Annotated in this window: 17 protein-coding genes; 4 read left to right on the top strand and 13 right to left on the bottom strand. The window is 65.6% G+C overall.

The annotated features are described in order from the left end of the window. The first annotated feature begins 28 nt into the window (after positions 1-28). Positions 29-3,010: a UPF0182 family protein gene (locus VHD82_RS22685; protein WP_325707318.1), complete on the top strand. Its 2,982-nt coding sequence runs from the start codon at positions 29-31 to the stop codon at positions 3,008-3,010. Between the two features lie 681 nt (positions 3,011-3,691). Here VHD82_RS22685 and VHD82_RS22680 read toward each other — a convergent pair. The 9 genes from VHD82_RS22680 to VHD82_RS22640 all read right to left on the bottom strand — a co-directional run bounded on the left by VHD82_RS22680 (position 3,692) and on the right by VHD82_RS22640 (position 16,360). After that, the gene (locus VHD82_RS22680; RefSeq protein WP_325707315.1) at positions 3,692-6,205 is read right to left on the bottom strand and encodes a DUF2156 domain-containing protein; all 2,514 of its coding nucleotides are present in this window, start codon (positions 6,203-6,205) and stop codon (positions 3,692-3,694) included. Then, positions 6,202-7,512: an alpha/beta hydrolase gene (locus VHD82_RS22675; protein WP_325707312.1), complete on the bottom strand. Its 1,311-nt coding sequence runs from the start codon at positions 7,510-7,512 to the stop codon at positions 6,202-6,204. The genes VHD82_RS22680 and VHD82_RS22675 overlap by 4 nt, the downstream gene beginning before the upstream one ends. A gap of 257 nt (positions 7,513-7,769) precedes the next feature. Further along, entirely contained in the window at positions 7,770-8,018 is a 249-nt protein-coding gene (locus VHD82_RS22670; protein WP_325707309.1) for a hypothetical protein, read from the bottom strand. 704 nt (positions 8,019-8,722) lie between these two features. After that, positions 8,723-9,442 carry a TIGR02391 family protein gene (locus tag VHD82_RS22665; RefSeq protein WP_325707306.1) on the bottom strand — a complete coding sequence of 240 codons (720 nt, stop codon included), beginning with the start codon at positions 9,440-9,442 and terminating at the stop codon, positions 8,723-8,725. 89 nt (positions 9,443-9,531) lie between these two features. Continuing rightward, on the bottom strand, positions 9,532-10,311 hold the full coding sequence (locus tag VHD82_RS22660) for a hypothetical protein (protein WP_325707303.1): 780 nt from the start codon (positions 10,309-10,311) through the stop codon (positions 9,532-9,534). Positions 10,312-10,374: 63 nt separating this feature from the next. Continuing rightward, a complete protein-coding gene (locus VHD82_RS22655) occupies positions 10,375-12,843 on the bottom strand; it encodes an AAA family ATPase (protein ID WP_325707300.1) in 2,469 nt (822 codons plus the stop codon). A 105-nt stretch (positions 12,844-12,948) separates the two neighbouring features. After that, positions 12,949-13,581, bottom strand: coding sequence for a hypothetical protein (locus tag VHD82_RS22650; protein ID WP_325707297.1), 633 nt, complete (start codon positions 13,579-13,581; stop codon positions 12,949-12,951). Positions 13,582-13,584: 3 nt separating this feature from the next. Then, on the bottom strand, positions 13,585-14,415 hold the full coding sequence (locus VHD82_RS22645) for a hypothetical protein (RefSeq protein WP_325707294.1): 831 nt from the start codon (positions 14,413-14,415) through the stop codon (positions 13,585-13,587). 1 nt (position 14,416) lies between these two features. Then, positions 14,417-16,360 carry an AAA family ATPase gene (locus VHD82_RS22640; RefSeq protein WP_325707291.1) on the bottom strand — a complete coding sequence of 648 codons (1,944 nt, stop codon included), beginning with the start codon at positions 16,358-16,360 and terminating at the stop codon, positions 14,417-14,419. 26 nt (positions 16,361-16,386) lie between these two features. Between VHD82_RS22640 and VHD82_RS22635 the strand changes: the two genes are divergently transcribed. Next, positions 16,387-16,593 carry a hypothetical protein gene (locus VHD82_RS22635; RefSeq protein WP_325707288.1) on the top strand — a complete coding sequence of 69 codons (207 nt, stop codon included), beginning with the start codon at positions 16,387-16,389 and terminating at the stop codon, positions 16,591-16,593. A gap of 593 nt (positions 16,594-17,186) precedes the next feature. On the opposite strand, the gene VHD82_RS22630 is transcribed toward VHD82_RS22635, so the two are convergent. Next, positions 17,187-17,969: a hypothetical protein gene (locus tag VHD82_RS22630; RefSeq protein WP_325707285.1), complete on the bottom strand. Its 783-nt coding sequence runs from the start codon at positions 17,967-17,969 to the stop codon at positions 17,187-17,189. An 83-nt stretch (positions 17,970-18,052) separates the two neighbouring features. Between VHD82_RS22630 and VHD82_RS22625 the strand changes: the two genes are divergently transcribed. Further along, positions 18,053-18,274 (top strand): hypothetical protein, encoded by a 222-nt coding sequence (locus VHD82_RS22625; protein ID WP_325707283.1) that lies wholly within the window; start codon positions 18,053-18,055, stop codon positions 18,272-18,274. Between the two features lie 358 nt (positions 18,275-18,632). Continuing rightward, complete coding sequence (locus VHD82_RS22620) at positions 18,633-19,058, top strand: MFS transporter (protein ID WP_325707280.1); 426 nt, start codon at positions 18,633-18,635, stop codon at positions 19,056-19,058. Between the two features lie 160 nt (positions 19,059-19,218). On the opposite strand, the gene VHD82_RS22615 is transcribed toward VHD82_RS22620, so the two are convergent. From VHD82_RS22615 to VHD82_RS22605, 3 genes are read right to left on the bottom strand one after another with little or no spacing between them, the layout of a single operon-like run. After that, the gene (locus VHD82_RS22615; protein WP_325707277.1) at positions 19,219-20,799 is read right to left on the bottom strand and encodes a hypothetical protein; all 1,581 of its coding nucleotides are present in this window, start codon (positions 20,797-20,799) and stop codon (positions 19,219-19,221) included. Continuing rightward, the gene (locus tag VHD82_RS22610) at positions 20,796-21,737 is read right to left on the bottom strand and encodes an ABC transporter ATP-binding protein (protein WP_325707274.1); all 942 of its coding nucleotides are present in this window, start codon (positions 21,735-21,737) and stop codon (positions 20,796-20,798) included. Before VHD82_RS22610 ends, VHD82_RS22615 begins: the two co-directional genes overlap by 4 nt. Next, a complete protein-coding gene (locus tag VHD82_RS22605; protein ID WP_325707271.1) occupies positions 21,734-22,450 on the bottom strand; it encodes a TetR/AcrR family transcriptional regulator in 717 nt (238 codons plus the stop codon). Before VHD82_RS22605 ends, VHD82_RS22610 begins: the two co-directional genes overlap by 4 nt. Between the last annotated feature and the right edge of the window lie 618 nt (positions 22,451-23,068).

Raw genomic sequence — 23,068 nt, 5'->3', positions numbered from 1 at the left:
GGGGCGAGGCGAGGACAGAGGTGGTGTCGTGGGCAGTCGGCCTGCTGTGAGCCTGCCGAAGCTGTCCCGCCGCGGCCGGATCCTGCTCAGCATCGCCGCCGTGATCGTCCTGGCGCTACTGCTCGGCGCGGCACTCCTCAACGCCTACATCAACTGGCTATGGTTCGGCGAGGTGCACGCCCGCGAGGTGTTCAACACCATCGTCGTCACCAGCATCGTGCTGTTCTTCGCGATCGGCCTGCTTGTCGGCGGCAGCCTCTGGTTGAGCCTGTGGATCGCCTACCGGACCCGGCCGGCATTCGCCTCCGGCTCCGGTGCCGACGACCCGGTTCTGCGCTGCCGTTTAGCTGTCGTCGGCCGTATCCGGTTGTTCGGCATCGGGATCCCGGTCATCGCGGGGCTGATCGCAGGCGTGACCGGGAACGGCGACTGGCAGCGCGTGCAACTGTTCTTGCACGGCACCAGTTTCGGCCAGACCGACCCCGAGTTCGGTAACGACATCGGCTTCTACGCCTTCAGCCTGCCGTTCTACCAATGGCTCATCGGCTGGCTGTTCGTCGCGATCACGCTGTCGTTCGTCGCCGGTTTGATCGCGCACTACCTGTTCGGCGGCATCCGGCTGGCGGGCGGGGGTGGGCAGCTCGCGTCAGCGGCGCGGGTGCAACTGGCCGTTACGGCCGGGCTTTTCGTGCTGTTGAAAGCGGTCGAATACTTCTTCGACCGCTACAACCTGCTCTTCTCCAGTCGCAACGCGCCGCTGTTCTACGGTGCCACCTACACCGACCTGAACGCGGTGCTGCCGGCGAAGCTGATCCTGCTGTGCATCTGCGCGATCTGCGCGATCGCGTTCTTTGCCGGGGCGTTCCTGCGCAACATCCAGCTGCCCGCGATCGCGTTGGTGCTGCTCATCCTGTCCGGCGTGCTGGTCGGCGCCGCGTGGCCGGCGATCCTCGAACAGTTCTCGGTGAAACCGAACGCCAACCAGAAGGAAGCGCTGTCCATCAGCCGCAACATGGCGGCCACAAAGGACGCCTTCGGCCTCAACAACGTCCAGTACGAAAACTATTCGGGCGCCGGGTCAGCGACGGCCGCTTCCATCAGCGCCGCCACAGCGACAGTGCCGAACATCCGGCTGCTGGACCCGAACATCCTCTCGCCCACGTTCACCCAGCGCGTCGGCCGCGAGAACGTCTACGGCTTCCCAGCGAAGCTGAGCATCGACCGGTACACCATCGGCGGCAAGGTCGGGGACTACATCGTCGCCGCACGCGAGATCAACACCGCGAACCTGACCGGCAACCAGACCAACTGGATCAACAAACACATGGTCTACACCCACGGCAACGGGTTTGCCGCGGCCCCGGCCAACACGATCGACCGTGCCGTGGCAGGCGCCAACAGTGACGGTGGATATCCGATCGCGGTGGTCAGTGATACGCACAATCCTTCGGGGGCGGGACTGGATCCGGCCAACCCGACCGCGCCCGGGATCCCGGTGAGCCAGCCGCGCATCTACTACGGGGAGCTGACCAACGACTACGCCATCGTCGGCGGCCAGCCCGGCAAGGCACCCGGCGAGTACGACAGCGCGTCCAACAGCAACTACCACTACGACGGCAGCGGCGGCGTACCGATCGACAACTGGTTCAACCGGCTCGCGTTCACCGCGAAGTTCGGCGAGCGCAACATCCTGTTCTCCAGCGCCATAAGCGACGGCTCGAAGATCATGTACAACCGGAACCCCCGCCAGCGCGTGCGGAAGGTCGCCCCGTGGCTCACCGTCGACGGCGACCCCTACCCGGCGGTCGTCAACGGCAAGATCCAGTGGATCGTCGACGGCTACACCACGTTGAACAACTACCCGTACTCACAACAGACCCGCCTCGGGCAGGCCACCGAGGACTCACTGGTGGGCACCGCCAGGCAGGCCAACGACACCATCAACTACATCCGCAACTCCGTGAAGGCCACCGTCGACGCGTTCACCGGCAAGGTGACGCTCTACGCCGTCGATGACAAGGACCCGGTGCTCAAGGCATGGGAGCAGGTCTTCCCCGGCACCGTGAAGCCGAGTTCGGACATCTCGCCCGATCTGCGGGCACACTTCCGCTATCCGGAAGACCTGTTCAAGGTCCAGCGCGAACTGCTCGCCAAATACCACGTCAGCGACCCGCAGGAGTTCTACACCACCAACACCTTCTGGAACGTGCCGCACGACCCGACACAGGAAGGCGGCACCAACCCCAACGCGCCCGCCCTGGCCAACCAGCCCGGCTACTACGTACTCGCCCAGGTGCCCGGCGAATCATCGGCGCAGTTCCAGCTGACCAGCCCGCTCACCGCACTGCAACGGCAATACCTGGCCGCCTGGATGTCGGTGTCGTCCGATCCGCGCGACTACGGCACGATCCGGGTGCTGCGACTACCGACGACCGCAGCCGGCAACAGCCAGGTCGACGGTCCGGTCCAGGTGCAGAACAGGTTCCAGAGCGACTCGAACTTCGCGCAACAGCGCACACTGTTCAGCAACCAGTCCGTCAACGTCATCTTCGGCAACCTGATCACCCTGCCACTGGACGGCGGCTTCCTCTACGTCGAACCGGTCTACATCCAGCAACGCAACCAGAACAGCTACCCACAGCTAGCCCGCGTACTCGTGTCCTACGGCTCGAAGGTCGGCTTCGCCTCGACCCTCGCCGACGCGCTGAAACAGGTCGTCGGGAACGGGGCCAACCAGGCGGCGACCCCGCCAGCCCAGCCGAGTACACCGAACACGACACCGTCGATCATCCCCTCCCCCACCACAGCACCCCCGGCGGCCAGCGGCGGTAGCAACCCCGCGCTCGACAAGGCCGTCGCCGACATCCAGGCCGCGCTCAACCAGCTCCGCACCGCACAACAGAACGGCGACTTCGCCGCACAGGGACAGGCCCTCGCGGCCCTCGACGCCGCCACCCGCGAATACCAAGCCGCCAGCGCCACCAGGGGGCCAGCCCAGCCAGGTGGTTAAACCGGACGCGGTGTCTCGCGGCCAGCGCGGCAGGCACCTGAACAGTTCGGCAGGCACGTGTTGCCCGCCACGGCCACAACTTCGGCTTATCGCAGGTGGCGTCGAAGGTTCGCCCGCCCGTGACCCGCGAGAGGGTTATCAGGGAAGCCACAGCCACCCCAGGACGTCGGTCACCTGAGTGTGGTCGCAGGCGGGCGCAACCTCGACCTGCACGGTTGCGCGAACTCACCAGCACGACTCGGACCTCGCCCCACCACTGCTCCACAAAGGACCGCGCGGAGCTACGCGTGGGGCCAAACGCAACGGTTACAAGTCGGGGGCCGTCTTTGACGAGGAGACGTCGACGGCGAGCACCACATGACACATTCGGCTGTACCGATGTGCCGTAACGCGGGAGCGGCCACCCCCGGTGTGAGGACGGCGACCGCCGGTAGCCTTACTGGTGAACGCGCCGGGCCACGCAGGAAATCCGCTATGCGGCCCGCCGAGTCCTCGTCGGTGCAGCTCCGTAGATGCTCCACGCTGGTGCGCACGATCATGTCCGCGATGGCGCGCCGCTGGCCGGCACCCGCCGCATCGGTGGCGTGCACGAACCGGATCAGGGCTCGGCTTGGGCGGCAGCACCGTGATCTCGCTACCCCCAAGCAAGCACACTCCGAGTGCAAGCAATGCAGCCCGGGATTAGAAGGTGCCGCTGTCGGTCCGGGCCAAGGGTTTTCGCGGAACGTGGGCGAACATTGTCCGGACCAGCCGGAGTGTTTGCCGGAGGGTCATGTGTGGCAGGTAGGCGTACGTTACCGCGCTGCCGATGCGGGGTAGCGCGGCGGCGTCGGGGTATGCCATGAACATCGGCTGGTACTGGGGCTGGAATTTGGCTTTGAACGCGAGCAGTGAGCGGAATCCGTAAACCGGTTCGAGACGCCGTCCGACGAAATCAAGGATCCGTTGCAGCGGGTCGTGTTGGCGGTGGTGGCCGATCCGGGCCAGCGGTGCCCCGGACAGGCTCAGTATCTCCGCGCCTTCGGCTTGTGCGGAGATCGCCATGGAGGCGATGAGGAATTCCATCACGCCGGGAAACGCGTGTGCGGACCGGCGCATGAAATCCAGCGTCCAGCCGATCGCTCTGCCGTCGCGCCACACCGGCAGCCAGCTGGTGACGCCGTGGAGTGTCCCCTCGGCGCCGATGGCCGCGAGGCACCACACGTCCTCGTCGTCGAGTTCGTTGACGCTGCCCAGGGTGAAACCCATTTCCGGCAACTGCTTGTGCGTCAGCCAGTCCTGGGAGAGCTGAAGGATCTGCTCGGCGAAGTGCGGCGGTGCTTCCCGGTAGCGAATGCGACGTGCCTGGATGCCGAGCGCCTTCGCTTTGTTGAGGGCGGTCCGGACGTCTTGGAACTTCTTGCCGCGGAACTGCAGCGCCGGCAACGAGAGCCGGGCTTCTTCGGCGACCTGCAGGGTGCTCCATTCGGCCCCGAGTTCGAGGCGAACATCGTCAGTGATGGCGTAGAAACACGGCGTCCACCCCCGGGACGCGCAATACCGGGCGAATTCGCGTGCGGCCGTGGTCAGCGAGGCCGGGGCGCCGAGAGGTCCGCCGGTGGTGAGAGCTACGGCAGCTCGCACGCGGTAGGCCACGACCGCCTTGCGGTCGTCGGAGAACCAGTAGTGGTGTCCCGGCCAGGTGATCATGTGCGCGGTGGGGTCGCCGCCGTAGCGACGCAGCAACGCGCGAGCCTCGGCTCTGCCGTCGGGGCGGGTGTCGACCCGGGTCCGGAGGAACGTCACTAGGCAGCCAACTAACGCCACCGCCCAGAACAGGACACCGGTCCACCCGTAGAGCGCGACCGCCGCGCCCCGTTGCGGCAGAAAGGTGATCGGGAGTTCGCCGAGGTAACCAGGCGGCGCGTAGCGTGAAGGCAGGTCGGCGAGGATCTGCGCGAGGGTGGGCGACGGATCGAACTGGCCGCGCACCAGGTAGCCGCCGACCACATAAGTCGCCGCGGACAGTCCCAGGACGCTGGTCACGGCCAGCACCAGCCGCCGGTAAGCGCCTCGCGGCGCCCGCACGTCGAACTTGCGCCGGTACACCAGAAGCAGCCCGGCGACGAGTACCGGCTGCAGCAGCGGCACCACGATGGTGGCCGACTCGTGCAGCGATCTCGGGGCGACTTCGGCCAGTTCGGACGGCAGCAGCACGATGCCGAGGACAGCCAGTGTCACATTCGCGGCGAACGCGCCCCAGCAGGCGAAGCGGCGGCCACGACGCAGCCCTTCCGCCATGACCACCAGGACCAGCGCGGGGATGACCGACAGGATCACCGGTCCGAGCCCGTCCAGCCGCACCAGGGCGCGCACCTGGCCGCAATCAAACAAAGTGGCGGGATCGGCACACATCTGCGTCACGTCCGTGGCCGAGGGATGTGGCGCGGTGAGCAGGTACTGCAGGATGGACAGCGGCGGATTGCCGGAGATCTGCGGCGTGGTCGCCACGAGCGGCCCGACCGCCGAGGCCGCGACCACCATCGCGATCAGCAGGCGGGCCTCCACCACCGACGGCCCCAGCCCGGCGCCACGTTCGCCGCGGCGGACCACAAATGGCACCAGGGCAAGCCCACAGATCCCGGCGCACAGCCGGATCAGATCCTGCAACACGCCAGCATAGAGGGTCAGCATCGCCATCGTGATGATCAGCGTCAACCGTAACCGCCGGCGCCACACCGCAGGCAGCGCAGCGCTCGCTGCCATGCCCGCGCCGAACGCGGCCGCCGACGGGGTGAACACCACCATCGTCGCCAGGCGCCGGGACCACGGATCGCCCGTAGAGGCTCCTGCTGCCATCACGGCCAGCGACCCGAGCGCGCCGGCACCGTAGGCCGCCAGCGAGGCCACCGCGGCACGCGCGCTGCCGATACGGCGCTCGGCAAGCCCGCACAAGACGACGATCATGACCGTGACGCCGACATACTGCGGGAGCCCGCCGGCCCACAGCGCCGAGCTGACCAGGCTCCACCAATGTCCCTGGGCCAGGGCCGGGAGACCGAACCCTGCCGCGTGCCGCAGCGCGACGCCGGGACCGGAGTGAAGGGTCCCGGTCGCTAGCCCGACGACCCACAACACCATGACGAAACCCAGTGTGAACCGCAGCCGTGTCACAGTTCGCGCGGCCCGGAGCCAGAAGTCCGCCGCCGTGGTCATGACGCGATCAGTCCCGTTCTCTGGGCCAGCCAGTCCAGTGACTGTTGCAGGCCAGCCCCCCATGCCTGCCAGGTGTGCCCGCCCGGGACCTCGAGCCAATGGACGTCCAGTCCGGCGCTCGAGGCCACGGCGTAGACCTTCTGCTGCTGCGGCAGATATTCGCTGTCCGCGTGTCCGGCGGTGATCATTCCCGCGGTGCCGGGATACTTTCGCGCCGCCAGCTCGTCGAACGGGTTCACCTGGCGAAATTTCGCCTCGTCCCCGCCGAACGCGGCGTTCACGGTCCGCTCCCTGTCCCCCAGCGTCGGTTCCGTCTGGCCTGAGATGTCGATGAACGTGGGATACAGGTCCGGCCTACGTAACGCCAGCTGAAGCGAACACGTGCCGCCGTAGGAGAATCCGGCCACCGCCCAATGCCGGGTGTCCTGGTCGACCTGGAGAGTGTCCTTGATCCAGTTCGGGACGTCCACGGTCAGGTAGGTTTCGCTGTTGCCGAGCGCGGAGTCCAGGCACAGCGGATTGCCCATCTCGGTGCCGGTGTCGTCGGCGTCGACCACCACCGGGGCGAGCCCGTGGTGGGCCGCAGCGAACGCGTCCATCATCGCCGCGATCTGCCCGCCTGCGACCCAGTCCACCGGCGCTCCCGGCTGCCCGTGCAGCAGCACCACCACCGGCAGCAAGGGCCGATGCTGGGTCAGATACGCCGGTGGCAGGTAGACGTAGGCGTCGCGGGAGGCGAACCCGGATACGGTGGGCGGTATCCACACCTGGCTGATCACGCCGTGGCTGGGCATCGTCGCCGGCGGCGCCCATCCTTCCTCGAGCGGCTGCCCCGGGCGGCCGCGGAACGGCGAGGAGACCCACGCCGCGTTTTGTGCGAAAGCCACCTCGTCAGCGGTGGGGAGCCCCAGGGCCGTGCGCAGGGTGGGGAACTCGCCGTAAAAGGCGTTGATCTTCACCGCGCACGTACCCACGACGAGCAGCGCGGCGAGCACGGCACCGCCACGCCGCCACCACGTGCTCCCCCAGAACGACGCGACAGCCAACGCGAGCGCGAACAATCCCACACCGAGCCAAGCCGCGACGCGCCACGGCAGCGAGTCCGGGAACGGCCGCCACACCTCGTCCACAACCCACGCCAGCAGCAGGGACGCTATCGCCGCGCCGGCGGCCAGGCCGGGAACCACCCGAGTCCACCAGCTCCGGGACCGCCGGGCAAGCAGCGCCACACCGGCCAGGCCGCCCAAACCGGACAGCACCGCGGGCAGCAGCCCGAATACCAGCGGCGCGTCCAGAATCTGACTCATCTGCGGTGCTGTCCTTCCTTGACCTGGCGCGCTGTCCCGTCAACCAGGACAGCCGCCACCTGTGCGGTATGGCAAGCAGCGCATGGAAGGATCCGCGGCGACGAGCGCCGCGGGCCAGATCGACAACGCCGCCGCGCGCAGTATTGCATCAAACAACTATTGCTTAGTACCTGGATAGGCCACATCGCCAGAGCGGGCACGGTCCGTATCGGACGATTGCCGACAGCGACACACTAGCCGCGATACCTGTCCGGCGGTCACGGGCGGCCACCCCGACCAGGCCGGTGCTCCGACGACCCGAGCCGGGCGAGCATGGCGTTGTAGGCACGTAGAGCGTCCTCGTCGTCATCGATGTCCTGTGTGGACGCTGGGTCGCCGCCGAGTGCGGAGCGGCGGGCGGATTCCAGCCAGGGGCCGAGGTCGTTGCCGCGGTCGGCTGCTGATACCCAACGGCTGATCACGATGATCGCGATCGTGACCATGAGGATGTCGCCGCCGACCCACATGGCCGCGCCGCCCCAGTGCAGGCCCAGGTGCGGGCGATGGCGGCGTAGGCGGGGAACGGTTCGCGGGGCGTCATGAGCAGCGTGACGCCGACGAGGGTATCCACGACCTTGGTCCGCGGGGACTGTTTCAAGATCGGCTCTGGCACGGGATAGACCCGGTCCGCGCGCCTCCGTGACTCGCTTTGAAACAGACGTGGACCCCTGTTTCGGCTGTTCGAGGCGCTCGACCAAGCTGAGGCGGCAAAAAGCCGCAGGTCGCAGCCGTCGATCCTGATCCAGTCGTTGCCACCGATGTGCGTGAGTGCCGCATGCTGTCGCCAGAAGATAGTGGCAAAGCTGGTCGAGGCGTACCGACGAGGAGCGGGACAACGGGAGTTAGCGAAGCGCTACGGCGTACACCGCCGTACGGTTGATCGGCACCTGGAGCGGGCTGGTGTGGCCAAGCGAGCGGCGGTCAAGATGACGCCAGCGCGGGTGGCAAGGGCGAAGGAACTCGCTGAGTAGGGGCTCAGCATCAACCAGATCGGGCGGGAGTTGGGAGTGAGTGGGAGCACCGTGTGGAAGGCGTTGAACAAGCGAGGGCAAAGCCTGTGACCGGTCGGATCGAGAGTAAGCCGCGAAGGTTATGGGTACGGACCGGCGGATCGCCTCGACGGACGTGTTAATCCCGACCACCGGCTGTAATCGCGCAACGCGACCGGTGCTTACGCGCCATGAAGATCTTGACCGTGCTGGTAGCGGAGTTGGGTCAGGATGAGACTGCCGAGGCCCAGGACGCCCAACGCATAGCGTTTGGCATCGTCCCGTCGTTGAATGTTGTGACGGTCGACATTGCCGAGTGCCTGGGCGAAGCCCATCCCTAGTCCCCGCCAGCCCTCCCACTCGCTCGGTTCCTTGCCGAGCCGGTACTGGGCGTCATTCGCAAAGACGTTGGCGTGAAGGCCCTTGCCGACCAGCGTCTCGTCGTTCCGCCCTTTCGGATCGCCGCACCACTGGCGCAAGCGGTCCTCGACGAAAATTGCAGTCTGACTTGCTACTGCCTGCCAATCCTCGTTCTGGATGTGCGTTTGGACGTAACTCCAGAGTTCGGGGTCGAAGGCGGTTTCGTCCACGGCATCGTCACTGGTGCCCGCGTCTTCGAGTTCAAAGATTGCCGCCTCGATAACTCCGCAGGCTCGGTGCAGCGCTCGTTGAAATGCCTGGTCGAAAGCAGAAGATGGTGTGCTGTCGGTCCACATCGAAAGGCTGTATCGAACGCCGTCAAACGTGGCAAGAGTGTGATGGTCCTTGCCGAGCGCCCCGATCAGAACCGAGCGTACCTTGCTTTTCCGGGCTACGAACTCGCTGGAGTTTCGCCGCATCGCGCCTTGTTCGGCCTCGGTCTTCAGTTGTTTTAAGTTATCAATTGCTTTCTGTGCCTGCATGGCCAGATTATACAATTTGTCCCTCGGGTGGAGCAATTTCGTTCAACATTGCGGCGGGCCGGAACCGAAACAGCATTCACGACGACCAATTAGTCGTCGGAGTCGCTCTGGTCAAGGTCGGCGTCAATATTCAGCACCCGGACGCAAGGTGCTGTCTGCGCTGACAGCACCGCGGCGTTTTCAGCCAAGCGCCGCGCCGACTTGAGGCGCAGATCGGCTGACAGACCGTCTTCCAGATGGACCTCCGTGGCAATAGCGAACTCGATGGTGCCACCTGCCGTCAGGTGCTCGACGATCTCCTTGTGGATCCGCCGACTCGTTCGCTGACGACTGCGATCGGTTTTGGCGTTGCGATAGTTGCTCGCCCTACGGGCCAGCTCGACAGACTCGCCAATGTAAAGGCTCCGCACGCCGTCCTCGTCGATCCCGAAGTCAAAGCGGTAGAGCCCCGGCATCCGCGGAAGAACTGGGAAACGTGGCAAACCAGCCGCATCGAGCGACACTTTCCCGGCCTTGAGCCACTCGAACGCGATTTGGAGCTCAAGCGACTCCAGAACCTCGCAGGCACCGGGATCGAATCGCTGTCGCGGCGATGATCCGACTCTTGGTGCCGACCCAACCGTGGCGCCGCTCGATGCGCCAGTGCCGATCTGAAAGCCAAGGTTCCGAAGCCACCGACGCGAATCCTGAGACTGGAATCGGGTACGCTTGGCCCCAGTCGCCAGCCCAATCACCTGCTTGACAGGCCAGCGAACACCGTCGATTTCTACCCAGTATTCACGGATATCCTCTGGGGCTTGGCCGGCAAGGCATCGCCGGACGAGCTCAGGTGTCAGCTCGAAGCGCTCGCCATCCAGCGAAAAACGCATAGACAATGCATCCTCCTCAGCAGCCGCACCGCCCGTGCTGCACTGTTCAGAACGACGGCTCGGCTACGTCCCCTCGTTCATCTTCTTCAGCGCTTGGAGCTCAGCCCAATGGCCTTCGAGCCCCGTAAGCGTCGCGCTCACGCCAAGCGTCGCAAGCGGCTGCGAATGGCCCTCCATGAAGCGACAAGCAAGGTCGAACACTTGGTTGACCTTGGCGATCATCTCCGGCAGCTTCTCCGTGTTGATCTCCTCCAACTTGCCCATCACGACATTCGGCTGATAGCGCTTTGTAACTCCCCGCAGAAGCTCGGTCTCAGTGAACACCTCACACCACGAGCGGAGCAGACTGTAGCCCTGTCGGACGAGCGCAGCTCGCGCCTCACCGTCTTGACCTCTCGCGGCCTCGATTGTTCGGTTGATCTCTGCCTTGAACCAGTTCAGAGTGTCCGAGCGAGGCCCCGTGGCGCGAGCAACCTTGCCCTTCCCGTCTTCATCGGTGACCTGGAAATAAGAGCACCGCTTGGACTTCTCGAAGAGTGCCAACAGTGTGGTGGCGAAGAAGATGTCGTGGGTGAAGACGATGACTTGGTTGTCGTGTGCGAGGCTAGCAATCCGCTGAGCGACCTCGTTGATGCGCCGGTGGTCGAGGCTAGATACCGGATCGTCGAAGATCACTGGCGCTGTGATGCCAGCCAACCTGGCTTCAGCTAAAAAGTCCGCTATCGCGAGCACCTTCTGCTCGCCTTCAGAAAGCACCTTGGACGGCTTGTGTCGACCGCTCAATACCTTGCGTCGATGGGCCTTACCTTCGCGCCCGACGAACTGAACCTTGAGCAGCGGCGCTCGCAGCGCTTCGCACTCCTCGAGAAACAGGGCGTCGAAGCTCTGGTTGATCAGTTGGTCGCTCGCCGTCTTGGAGAGTTCAGTCACACCCCGTGAAAGTTGAGGTAACGCCTTCCTTAAAATTTTGAGCCGATCGGTCTCCTTAGCATTCTTGACTTGTGTCTCGATGGTCGACCACGAGCGAGTCAGCTCCGCCGCTGCAGTCAGTTCGGCGAGTTCTGCTTGCTTTTCTGCAAGGGCGGTTGTCCGGTTCTTCGACTGCTCTTCCAACGTGTCGATGTCTGCGGTCACCTTGGTCAACGCGCCCGCGACCGCCGACTTGTGGGCTGCCACGGCAGTGGCGAGATCGAGCTCAACGGGACGGCCATTCTCTGTTGCGTCCGCTACGGTCACTCTCGCGAGCTCAATGGCTTGCACCGCTGCAAAGAAGTCGGGCTTGTCGTCTCGAGGTAAAAACTCCTCAAGGAATCCCGACACCTCGGCGTTGGAAATGAGGGCGATCGATCGCTTGGACGCAGCAAGCGACGTATCGGCCTCCCGGATATCCGACGAGATTCTGTCCTCAAGGTAGGTCGAGTACTTGGCGAGGAGGTCGCGCGCCGGGTCAGCCAGAGTCTGACGGCAATACAGACAACGGTCGACATCGTGCGAGTCAACCTTAATGAGGTGCTGCCGGTACGTCTCACCCGCTGCGATGAACGCGTCCCACGTCTCTTCGGGCTCTGCGGGCAGGTCAGCGGCTGCGAACAATTCGTTGCGGAATGTCTCGTAGTCTGCCGCGAGCTGCGCTCGTTTCTGTGCGGTCTGGTTGTAGGCGCTCACATCGAAGCCAAGCAGCGTCTCGGCCGCTTGGACTGCCTGCTCAAGCACACGCTGTTCTCGCTTGCGAACAGTGATTTGGTTGCCGAGCGCGTTCGACTGCAGGGCAGCCACAGCCTGCCGAAGCCCGTCCAGTTTCTCATCGACCCTCGAGTCAATGGACGCCTTTGCCTTAAGGCTATCTAGATCAGTGGAGGCGCCGAGTGTCTCGATCAAGGGGTAGACAGAGGAGTTCTTGGGAAACCGTGAGAGGAGTGTCGAGTTCCCTGTACCAAGCTCTGTAATCGCGCCATCGATGCGAGCAGCGACCGCTTGGGTAGCGGAGATAGCGTGCTTGAACAGTGCAAGAGCGGCCGGGACGTAAACATAGTCAAGGTCGTCGTCGACATGAGTCGTCACACCCTGGCTGTCGAAGATCGACATCCGAGTGAACGGCGATATACCACGCTCGCCAGCCCATGCCAGCGCCTCCTCCTGGTCGCCAAGCTTGTACTCGATCTTGGCGCCCTGCTCATCCGACGCCTCCGCATTGATATCCCCGAGGATCTCGTCAGCTGTTCGGCTGTCGGCAAGCGCCTTAAAGATGCGCGAGTAGCCTGTCTTGCCCGTTCCGTTTTCTCCGTAAAGGATCGTCAACCCCTCGTGCGGTTCGACTACAGCGCCGGGGACGAGAGCGTTAACCCCTCGCACCTCTGAGAGTCGGACAATCGACAGCGGTGGCGCAGCCTCGTCCTGGCGAGCTTCTGTGCTGAGTGCGGCAACCTCGGGCATACTCCGTTCGTCGAGTGCCTTCTCTTGCCGGAACAACTGGTATGCGCGATCGATGGTGCTCTCACCTACGGGGCGCCCAGAGACGATGACTTCCGACACAACTAGTCGTACCCACTCGTCGTTGGCGTTGGCCCATTCCGCAAGCAGTGCACGCGGGTCTAGCGTGACGGATGTTGTAGAATCAGTAGGAAAACTAGACATGAACTATCCCTCTTCCAGCGGCCCTGTCAAGAACACGTCGACGTTGACATCCAGCCCCCATACTTGACCGCCATCAAGGTGTATCACGGTTGTTTCGCCGAATTCGGTTTTCACGTCCTCGAGCCAACGCGCCGTTGCCAAGGAGCGCACAGCGTCCGCGCCGTAACTGGACGCAGCAGTCATGATGCCAGGTGCGTACTTAACGACATGGCGCTTGAGTTCGGGGCGTATCTCCCCACGAACGTCGGTGATGACCGAAAGCAGGTACCGATCTGAGGGAGCCAGCGCTTGCATCTTTGCTCGGTCTGCACGTAGGTAGCCCAGATACTTCCGCCGTCCCGCTTCCCGCAGTACGTCAAAGCTGTAAAGAGCCTTCGCCTCCACCTGCGCGACAACGTTGGAGCCCGCCAAAATCGCAAGGTCTGCCCGCCGCCACTCGCGTGTCACGACAAACGCCTCGCCGAGATCCTGAGCCACGCGCCATGCCAACCGGTCCCGGATAGGCAGTTCGGCCTTGCTGGTCACCGCCAGAAACGCCAGCTCCCCAGGCTCGAACGCTTCATTGAGCCCCGCCGCGGCGGCGCCCAAAGCCTGGCGTACTGCCACAACCGCCTCATACCGGCTCTCCACTGACATCGCTTACGCTCCCGGCCCAGTCGTTAGCTTTTCTAGATCGACGAGCGCAGCTCGAAGTACCTGCTGAGCGATCTTGGCAGTCTCGATTCGAGGCTCGAAACCTTCCGCCAGCTGCTGCCGTGGATGGATGTAGTTGCGGAAGGTTCGCACGTGGTCGGCGAACTTCAAGACGTCGGCGCCGATGATGCCCAAAGCATGCGAGACAGCGATCAGGTCGCTCAGTCGCCACTGGGTGATCGGCCGGACTCTGCCACGATCTTTTGGGGCGGACGAAGCTGCCGTGAACTGTGCCGCATTCGCCATCGCCAGCTCCATCAACAGACCTTCAAGGGTGCTGCCAACAAGGAAGATCACGGCAAGCGGCGCTTCTGAAGCAATGCACGCATCGATCTCGCGTAACCGGACCTCAACCACATCCCGCGAAGTCAACGCCTGCGGGAGGGCGTCGAGGTCGATCGCGCTGAAATCCTTCGTAAGGAACTCGATGCTAGCCGGAGCCGCCGTGCCGACAGGTGTGGAGAACTGCGCCTTAAGCTCGTCGTGCAGCGACATCTGATACGGAGCGGGTTCCTCGCCCGCGATGAGCTTGCCGACCCGCCAGTGCTCCAACAGTTCGAGGTTGAGCTTGGCGACGAGCGGCATAGGCTCTTGATGCCAGATGGTGCGGAGCAGCACCGCCTTCGAGGCCGGCGGATACTTCTCGTACGGATCGATGTCAATCGCAGTCTTGACGAAGTCGGCGAAGCGGGGGTTGCTGAAGTCGAGCACATAGCCGCCGCTCATGTCGAAGATCGACTCAAGCTTCCGCTTCGTGGTGTTGTCCAGATCAGCCACGTCACGCGTCCTCGTGGCCTAGCGCGTTCAGGAGCCGCCCATGGAGGCTCTTCAAGAGGGCCACGCCATCAGTACTGGGGACCGCCCGGTGGTTCTCAACCAGCCAGTTGGCGATCGCGACCTTCGAGGGAGCCTTGAGGCCCTGCCCCTCAATCCATGCCGTTGCCGAGTTCGCCCATGACCCATCCACTCCGGCGTCTATGACAGGAAGCGCAGGCACGGCATCAGCGGCGAGCGTCGGATTGCACTCGGGCAGCAGCGCGCTGATTGCCTCGCGGTAGGCATCTGGATCGAGCAGGTTCTCGATGCCAGGCACACCCACGTCGGCGATAAGGCTCTCCGGCACGCCGACGTCACCGAGAGACGCGCGTAGCGCTGTACCGCCATCGTCGCCGTCGACGAGGTAGGCAACACGGGCGGCCTCCAGGTCCAACTTGGGCAGGAAATCGTTCGGCACCTCCGAAAGGCCCGGAGCGACCTGGTACGGCAACTCAGACTCACCCGTCGCGGCACGCACGAGCGTTGGAAGCAGGATCATCTCCGTCGCCCCCTCAGCGAGGACAACACTGCGGGCAGGCGTGAACGCTGCAGCCGCGGCACCCATCGCAAGCATGAGCGGCGAGTACCCTGCCGACCCTTGCCAGAAGCTGTTCTTGATATCGCTGACCTGGAAGTTGTCTTCTCGCGGAACCACGGTGCGGATCCCGGTCCCGAGATCGGGCGGCAGGCATGCCGGGCTGTGGGTCGTGTAGATGACCTTCACGGCGTGCTCCTGGGTGACGAACATGTTCACGAGGTCGGCCTGTGCGTCGATGTGGAGGTGGTTCTCTGCTTCGTCGATTAGGAGGATCGGCGTTCGGTCGGAGCCGTGGGTCTTAAGGAACGCGATCAGAGCCACGAACATACGGAGGCCGGCGCTGCGCTCGTCGAAGACGGTGACGTTATCGCCGTCTTCCATGAGCTCGATGCGAAGTTGGTCGCCATCGATCTCGAAGTGAACCGACAGCCGCGACTGCTTCCACGCCTGCTCAAAGATGGCATCCATGCGCCTGTTCGCCTGCACGATAGCGGTGCGTCGTCGGGCGACGTCGGCTGATCTCACGAAGCCAAGCAAGTCCTTAAGGTTGAGCGATGCGGTGCCAGCCAGATTGACCAGCGCGGCTGGCGGGTTAGCGACCAGATTCTCATCGAACGTGTAGGCCGACTGGATCGAGCGATCGGCCTCATTGAACAGAATGAAGTCCGGCGACCGTTGCCAGATCCGGTCGCGGGCCACCTGTCCAGGGTCCTCTCGCTTGGCCCAGCTGACAACGGTCTCGAGTGCCGTGCGCAGTTCATTAGTGCCCGCGCCCTCAAGCGTCGCCCCGAGAAGGGACTCGGCGAGCCCGACCGCCTCGTCTGAAATACTTGTGCCTGGCTCAGCAACCGCGCCGTCGACCGCGTCCATGACCGACTGCAGCTCGGTCCGGTAATCGCGCGCAGCGTCAGAGGCCGGGTCGGCGTAGGTCGTCTCAAGAGCAATCCAGCCGTCGAGATCATCGTTCGCGTGCCCAGCCTTGAGCGCGGCAATGGCGCCTTGGAGAGGGACGACCGACTTCGCAGGTCGGGGCTTGATATCCACCGTGAGTCTCTGGGCCGACGCGGTTCGCGCGATGGAGGCACGGGTCGGTTGTTTGTGTAGATCCAGATCTGCCAGGACGTCCCTGTCCGCGTCGTCGAGCACGTAGTCGAAGGTGGTGATGCGCGTTTCATCCGTAACCTCGGCAGCACGGGAGCGCTGCGGCACAGGCACTGCATCCTTGCCATCGACATGAGCAAGGGCCTTCAGCAGAGTCGTTTTGCCGGCCTCGTTGGGTCCGACAATTGCGATCACCTTGGCGTCGAGGTTGACCTTGGAGTCGACGAGGCGGCCGTAGCCGCGGATACGCGCCGATATGAGTCTCATACCCGGCTCTCCTGAGCCGGCGGCGCGTGACCGAGCTGGTCAGGGTTGCGCCGGTCGGGCAGGTGTACATCCATAAGCTCGGCGAAGCAATCGCCATGACCGCCTTGGAGGCTGCGTGTCATCTGATGGAAGGTGACGCATTCCTGGTGGCCACGGTGCGTCGCGACGAGTCCGACGTTGAACCAGGTGCGCCCGCAGCCACACGATCCCCGTTTGGTCTTCATACGCTTTGACGCTCAACCCTTTCGTGCCATTGCGTGACAGCAGGGTCACGAACGGTGTCACTCAAACTGAGTGCTTCAACGATAGCGCTGGGCACCGACACAACTCGGTGGTGACGCGCCCCGTCCGATGGACCGGTCGTCACTGATAGATAGGTCACGCCAGCTCTTCCTCCAGCATCCACACGAACGCGACCCCGCTCGTGGGAACACCTGACCGTCGAAGCTAACGTCCACTGTCTTTGCTGGCGCGGCCGCGCAGGTGACTGCTCGACACCGAGCCGTGTCCGGGCTGGCGAAGTAGTCGAGTACGTTCACGCGGCGGATGCCGGCCGTTGTGTAGTCGAGTCGCACCCGCACGCCCGTGGCTGGCCGCGGTACGTCGAGGTAGAGCAGGTGGCCATGGCGCTGGACGAGTACCCGGTAGGTGTACGAGAGAGTCACCTCGTGATTGACCGCTTTGTCAGCGAGCGTCACCGTGGCTTGTTGGCTGCCGTTTCGGGCACTGCGCCCGGTACCTTGCTCCGACCGTTGACGCTGAACTGCAGCAGCAGACGGGGTTCGCACTGGTTGTTCGACTCCGTATGAGGACTGACATGCCGTGTTCAGTTGGGGGGTAGTACTGCTGCCCCGCTTGCTCGGCGGGACCTCCGGAGTTCGACGATGACGCGTCCGCCGATGGCAAGCGAGGCCGCTGCGGGCAGGCAAGCGATGACGGCCGGGAAGAGCCATTCGTGCGGGTTGGTAGCGGGATCGCCGGAAAGCTCGGAGTACGCGGGGTTGTGCGGGTCGAGCAGCATGGACACCGTCTGCCCAGCATGCAGGGACGTCTTGTCGGGGGAATGGATCACCGTGGTCACCACCGAGCCGACCGGGCGCGCCAGGGCAACGGTGATCTCAGTTTTCCAGCCTGATTTGACCTGGATACTGTTCACCTGTTGCGCGATCCCGCTGTCCGGCAGACCGTCGCGCTGCACGAACGCCGAGTACGCGCCATTCGCACGCATGACAATCGCGGCGGCGATCAGGCCGCCAAGTACCAGAATTTGCGTCGTCAAGGCTGTGATCAGCTTGGCCCGGGAGGGTCGAGTGGGTCGTCGAATACCGGCACCAAGGACGTGGGCCTCGACGGCCAATCTCCGGAGGCGACGCCCAGTGTGCACCACCGCCCACACGGTCGCCACCAACACCAGCAGCGCGACCGCGAGCACCACCGCATCCGTGCTCGGCGTGTCGGAGCCAGCAAAGTCGCCCGTCACCAGTTCCAGTCCAGGGCCGATCACGCCGACGACTGCCAGCAGCGCAAACACAACTGCCACAACAAACCCCGCCTGGTATCGCACCCGGGAGCGCGCCACCCGCCACCTCCACGACACGTACGGGATCACGCTACGCAGCCACCTCGGGTATGCGGCACGAGCCGAGACGACCATCACGTCCGCCGTGCTCGCCCCGAGGAGCCATACAGTTCGTGACCGCGTTCGGCACGGTCAGCTTGCTGATGGACTTCGTCTACGAGGGCGCTCGTTCGATCACCGGGCCATTGCTGGCTTCGCTGGGCGCGTCCGCGCTCGTTGTCGGGGTCGTCACCGGCACCGGTGAGGCCGCCGCGCTCGGGCTACGGCTCGTGTCCGGTCCACTGGCCGACCGCACCGACGCTTCTGGGCGTGGACCATCGCCGGATACACGCTGACGCCCTCACCGTCCCGGTCCTCGGCCTGACGGGCCTGCTCTGGCTCTCGCGTGCGCCCTGGTGATCGGTGAGCGAATCGGCGAAGCCGTCCGCTCACCGGCGAGGGACACGCTGATCTCCCACGCCACTGCCGCGGTCGGACGCGGCCGCGGGTTCGCGGTGCTCGGCCCGCTCACTGTCGCCGGAATGCTGGCCCTGACCCACGACGACTACTCCCCCACCCTCGGCGTGCTCGCCGTCCCGGCGTCGCCGCACTCGCCCTGCTGGTCTGGTTGCGTGCCCGGGCGCCCGACCCGATCGCCTACGAAACCACCATCACGAAACCCCGGCCCGCGCGCGATGCCAATCAACCGCGGCGGTGCCGCCGGTCTACGCCGCGGCGATGGCTGCCGACGCGCTCGCCGCCCTGGCCACCGGCTGGCTCTACGACAAGGCCGACGCCCGCACCCTCATCGCGCTCCCGCTGCTGTCCGCCGCCGTGCCGCTGCTGGCATTCACCAACACCCTCGGCCTCACGATCCTCGGCGCCCTGCTGGGGGGCTGCGCGGTCGGCGTGCAGGAATCCACCCTGCGCGCGGTCGTCGCCGACCTCGTCCCCAGCACCCGCCGGGCCACCGCGTACGGCATCTTCGCCGGCGCCCTGGGCGGCGCCACGCTGATTGGCGGCGAAGTCACCGGCGCCCTCTACGACTACGCCATCCCGGCCCTGATCATCACCGTCGCCGTGATCCAGGTCGGAGCGATCGCTCTCTTGGTGGCCGCCAACAGAAGCGCCGATTCGTGATCGAGGCCGCTCTGTCAGCCGTTGGTTGTCGTGAACGCGCACGGGACGACTTTCCCGCAGGCCGCAACGATGCTGACCGCCTCTTATGGACAGTCAGGAGCCGTCACAGTTGCCCACCCCACACAGCAGTCACGATGGCGGCCCGTCAGTGGCATTGCGGCTAGGCCCGCGGGACGTCCCGGCAACGGAAGGCGAGGAACCCGACCAGCACGAGCGCGATTGCGACGATCGCCAGCCCGACAACACTGCCGGGGTCGGCCGTTCCCAGCGGAGGATTCCCGACATGCGTTGTGGGGGCGATGTCGAGCACCCATGGCGGGAGTTTCAGGCCGCGACCGAGGAAGGCGATGAACGTCGCCACGCCATATCCGGCCCACGCGAACCCGAAGCCACGCGGCCACAGGCCGAACAGCGCCAGCGCGAGACCGGCGAGCACCAGTTCCGGAAGCAGGTAGTCCAGGCCGGCGGTCATGATTGCGCCGAATTCGCCGGTGTTGCCTACCGACCACGCGGTCGACAACGCGAGGACCAACGACGAGCCGACGACGATGAGCACCAGCCCGGCAGCGATGACCGCGCCATGGGCGGCCAGCCAGCGGACCCGGAAGAGTGTGCCGGCGAGCCGGGCCTCCAGGCGCTCCTCAGTCTCCTCGACACGAAGGGTGCCGATCGCCTGGACGACGTAGCCGGCGCCGATGACCGCCAGGTAGAGCTGAGTCGCGGCGACGAAGCCGTCCAGCGGCCGGCCGCCTTCGATGCCCATGGCGTCGGCCAGCGCGGGATTGCCTGCCATCGCGTCGAGAAACTGCCGCGCCAGCGCGCCCATCATCCCGGTGAGCAGGAGCCCGCCCGCCAGCCAGCCCGCGGTCGCCGGACGGTGGATCCACACCGCGAAGCCGATCGGCGATCGCCGGAACCGGGTCGCGCGCGCCGGACCCGCGCCGCCACGCAACAGGGCGCTGCCGACGTCACGGCGACCCGCCAGCCACACGGCGGCACCGCCCGAAGCAAGGCCGACGGCGACCGGGACGGCGAGCACCCACCACCGCTGGTCGCCAAACGGTGCCGTCTTTTCCGCCCACCCCAACGGAGACAGCCACGTCAACCAGGTCTTGGTCGTGTCGCCGACCCCGCGCAGGACGTACGCCACGGCCAGCACGATCAGGCTCCACACGTACACCCCGCGAGCGTGCAGCACGAGTTGCGCCAGCAGGGCCGCGAATCCGGCGAACGCGAAGGCCAGCGCACCGAGCGCCGCGCCGTAGAGGATCGCCCCGGACATCGGTACCCCCGAGAAGGCCAGCCCCGCGACGAACAGAACGGACACTGCGAGTATCGCCTCGGTCGCCACGACGAGAGCAGCCAGTGCCGGCTGGTGCCGGGCGATCCGGCCACCGAGGATCGTCTCGAGCCGGCCCGACTCCTCCTCACGTCGCGTCGAGCCGGCGATCAGCGCGATGCCCAGCAGCGGAAGCAGGAACGAGGCCAGGAACCCGAACTCGTCCTGGATCACCCCGCCCAGGCTGTCGATGCCCTCGACGTGGCCGTTGATCGCGGCCAGCGCGCTACCCGAGGTGACCGCGTCCGCGTAGCTGCGGATCTTGGCCGGAGTGTCGTAGAGGCCCGCGATGGCGGCGGCGGTCCCGATCATGCTCGTGGCGAGGACGACCACCCAGACAAGGATGCCGCGGCGGCGCGTACGCCAGACGATCCCGGCCATGGTGGCCAGTCCCGCGCTCACCGCGCGGCCTCGGCAGGCACGTCGGCGGATTCCCTGGCGTCGAGGGCTTCCCCGTAGTTGCGCAGAAACAGCGCATCGAGGCTCGGCGGGGTGACGGTCAGGGTGTGGATCCGCGCGGCGTGCAGCCTGCCGATCACCGCGTCGAGGTGGTCGGCGTCGATCGTGAACCTGGTGTCAACATGTCCGTCGAGCCGCTCGCAGACCCAGTCGGCCACCCCCGCGGCGCGGGCCAGGCCTTCGGATTCCTGGACGGTGACCGCGTGCACCGACGACCGGGTGTGCCGGCGCAGGTCGGCGAGGCTGCCGGTGGTGACGGTCCGGCCTCGGCGAATGATGCTCACCCGGTCGGCCAATACCTCGACCTCACCGAGGATGTGGCTGGACAGCAGCACCGTGACGCCGTCCTCCCGTCGCTCACGCACGCACTGCTGGAATGCCTGCTCCATCAACGGATCGAGCCCGGAGGTGGGCTCGTCCAGGACGAGCAGGTCCGCCTCCGCGGCCAGCGCGGCCACCAGCGCGACCTTCTGGCGGTTGCCCTTGGAATAGTCACGGATCCGCTTCGTCGGATCGAGATCGAAGCGTTCGATCAGGCACCGCCGGCGTTTCTCGTCGACCCCGCCGTGTGTCGCACCGATCACGTCGAGGCACTGCCCGCCGGTCAGGCCCGGCCACAACGCGACATCTCCGGCGACGTAGGCAAGGCGCCCGTGGAGCCTTGCCGCCGCCCGCCAGGGGTCGGCGCCGAACAGTTCGACGTGACCGCTGGTGGCCCGCATCAGCCCGAGCAAGATGCGGATGGTGGTGGACTTACCCGCCCCGTTGGGACCGAGGAAACCGTGCACCTCGCCCGGACACACCGTGAGGTCCAGGCCATCGAGGGCGCGAACCTTTCCGAATGTCTTGGTGAGTTCCCGGATACGGATGACCTGACTCACGACGACTCCTCCCCGGGCGCGGCCACGAACGCACCCCTCGTGTAGACGGCGCTGACCTCTTTGGCCCAGCGGGTGATGCCCTCCGGCGTGAGCGGGTCCACCCCGATCGCGGCGGCGATCTGGTTGCGCAGCAAGACCAGCGCCAGATCGTTGACCAGCAGGAACGCCGCACGAACCGCCGGATCCTCGCCCGGCGTGACGGCGCCGATCTCGGCCATCGCGTCGAGCAGTCGACGAGTGAGGGCGTACCAACGACCGAACAGCGCCGCGCCCGCCGGATCGTTGACCAGCAACAGGCGGCGCAGGTACGCGGGCAACGGCGAGCCATGCGGGAAGGCACGCGCGAACAATTCGGCGAGGGACACGACGTTTCCCCCGGTCAGCGCCTCGGCCAGATCCTGCCCGTCCATCTCGAAGAGCGAATCGAAAGCCTGCGCGGCATAGCTGTCCACCGCAGCCCGCAACCCGTCCTTGCTGCCGAAGTGATGCACCACGAGCGCCGGCGACACGCCAGCCGCCGCAGCGATCTCCCGCACCGTGACGGCGTCGTGCCCGCGCTCGGCGAACAGGCGCAGCGCCGCGTTGCGGACGTTGGCCTTGGCCGTGAGATCACCCTCATCAGCGACTGAACGCATGTTCAGGATATTAAACACTTGAACAGCGTGGGGCAAGCGGATCGCCGAGGTCTCCTTCATCGGGATGACCTGGGCCACCGATGAACCGCTGAGGACCCGGTGCCCTTCCGACCGTCGCGCCGGAAGGGCCACTCCGCCGCGCAAGGGAAACGTGACGATGGCCGAGACGACGACGAGCGCACGGAGAAGTCCCGAATCAAGCCTGCACAAGTGGCCGCGTCGGTGCTGGCCGCCGTCACCACTGCCCTCCTGGGCTCCGCTCTCGGTATCACAGGCACGTGGGTGGGCGCGGCGCTCGCCAGGATCGCGACAACGGTCGGCAGGAGCTGTACCTGCGGGGGCTACGCAAGACGAAGAACCGCTGGCGCACAACAACCGTCAGAAACCCAGCCAGCAGCCACGCGGCCCGCCTCCCTCCGCCCGGCGGTTGACCCGCCCCCGCGCCCGTGGTGGAAAACACGTGGGTCCTGACCGCCGCCGTCAGCGTGTTCGCCTTCGTGATCGGGATGGTGGCCGTCACCGGGTTCGAAGCCCTGACAGGACACGCCCTTTCCGGTGATTCGGGCACCACCGCCGGGTGCCTGTTCGGCGGGACACGGGCCGCCCCGCCGACGACGACGCAGGAGACCGTCACCGTCACGCAGACACCGAGCCCGCCGAGCTCGGCGACGAACCCGACCACCACGCAGCGCGGGA

Source organism: Amycolatopsis sp. (genome assembly GCF_035546795.1).
GTDB lineage: Bacteria > Actinomycetota > Actinomycetes > Mycobacteriales > Pseudonocardiaceae > Amycolatopsis_E.
The sequence above is the reverse complement of the archived record's forward strand: the minus strand, read 5'-3'. Positions and strand labels throughout refer to the sequence as shown.

What these genes read in the sequence shown, in the direction of transcription:
- VHD82_RS22640 (WP_325707291.1), bottom strand. Translation starts at nt 16,360, where the DNA reads ATGAGACTCATATCGGCGCGTATCCGCGGCTACGGCCGCCTCGTCGAC.
- VHD82_RS22675 (WP_325707312.1), bottom strand. Translation starts at nt 7,512, where the DNA reads ATGAGTCAGATTCTGGACGCGCCGCTGGTATTCGGGCTGCTGCCCGCG.
- VHD82_RS22650 (WP_325707297.1), bottom strand. Translation starts at nt 13,581, where the DNA reads ATGTCAGTGGAGAGCCGGTATGAGGCGGTTGTGGCAGTACGCCAGGCT.
- VHD82_RS22660 (WP_325707303.1), bottom strand. Translation starts at nt 10,311, where the DNA reads ATGCGTTTTTCGCTGGATGGCGAGCGCTTCGAGCTGACACCTGAGCTC.
- VHD82_RS22680 (WP_325707315.1), bottom strand. Translation starts at nt 6,205, where the DNA reads ATGACCACGGCGGCGGACTTCTGGCTCCGGGCCGCGCGAACTGTGACA.
- VHD82_RS22665 (WP_325707306.1), bottom strand. Translation starts at nt 9,442, where the DNA reads ATGCAGGCACAGAAAGCAATTGATAACTTAAAACAACTGAAGACCGAG.
- VHD82_RS22670 (WP_325707309.1), bottom strand. Translation starts at nt 8,018, where the DNA reads ATGTGGGTCGGCGGCGACATCCTCATGGTCACGATCGCGATCATCGTG.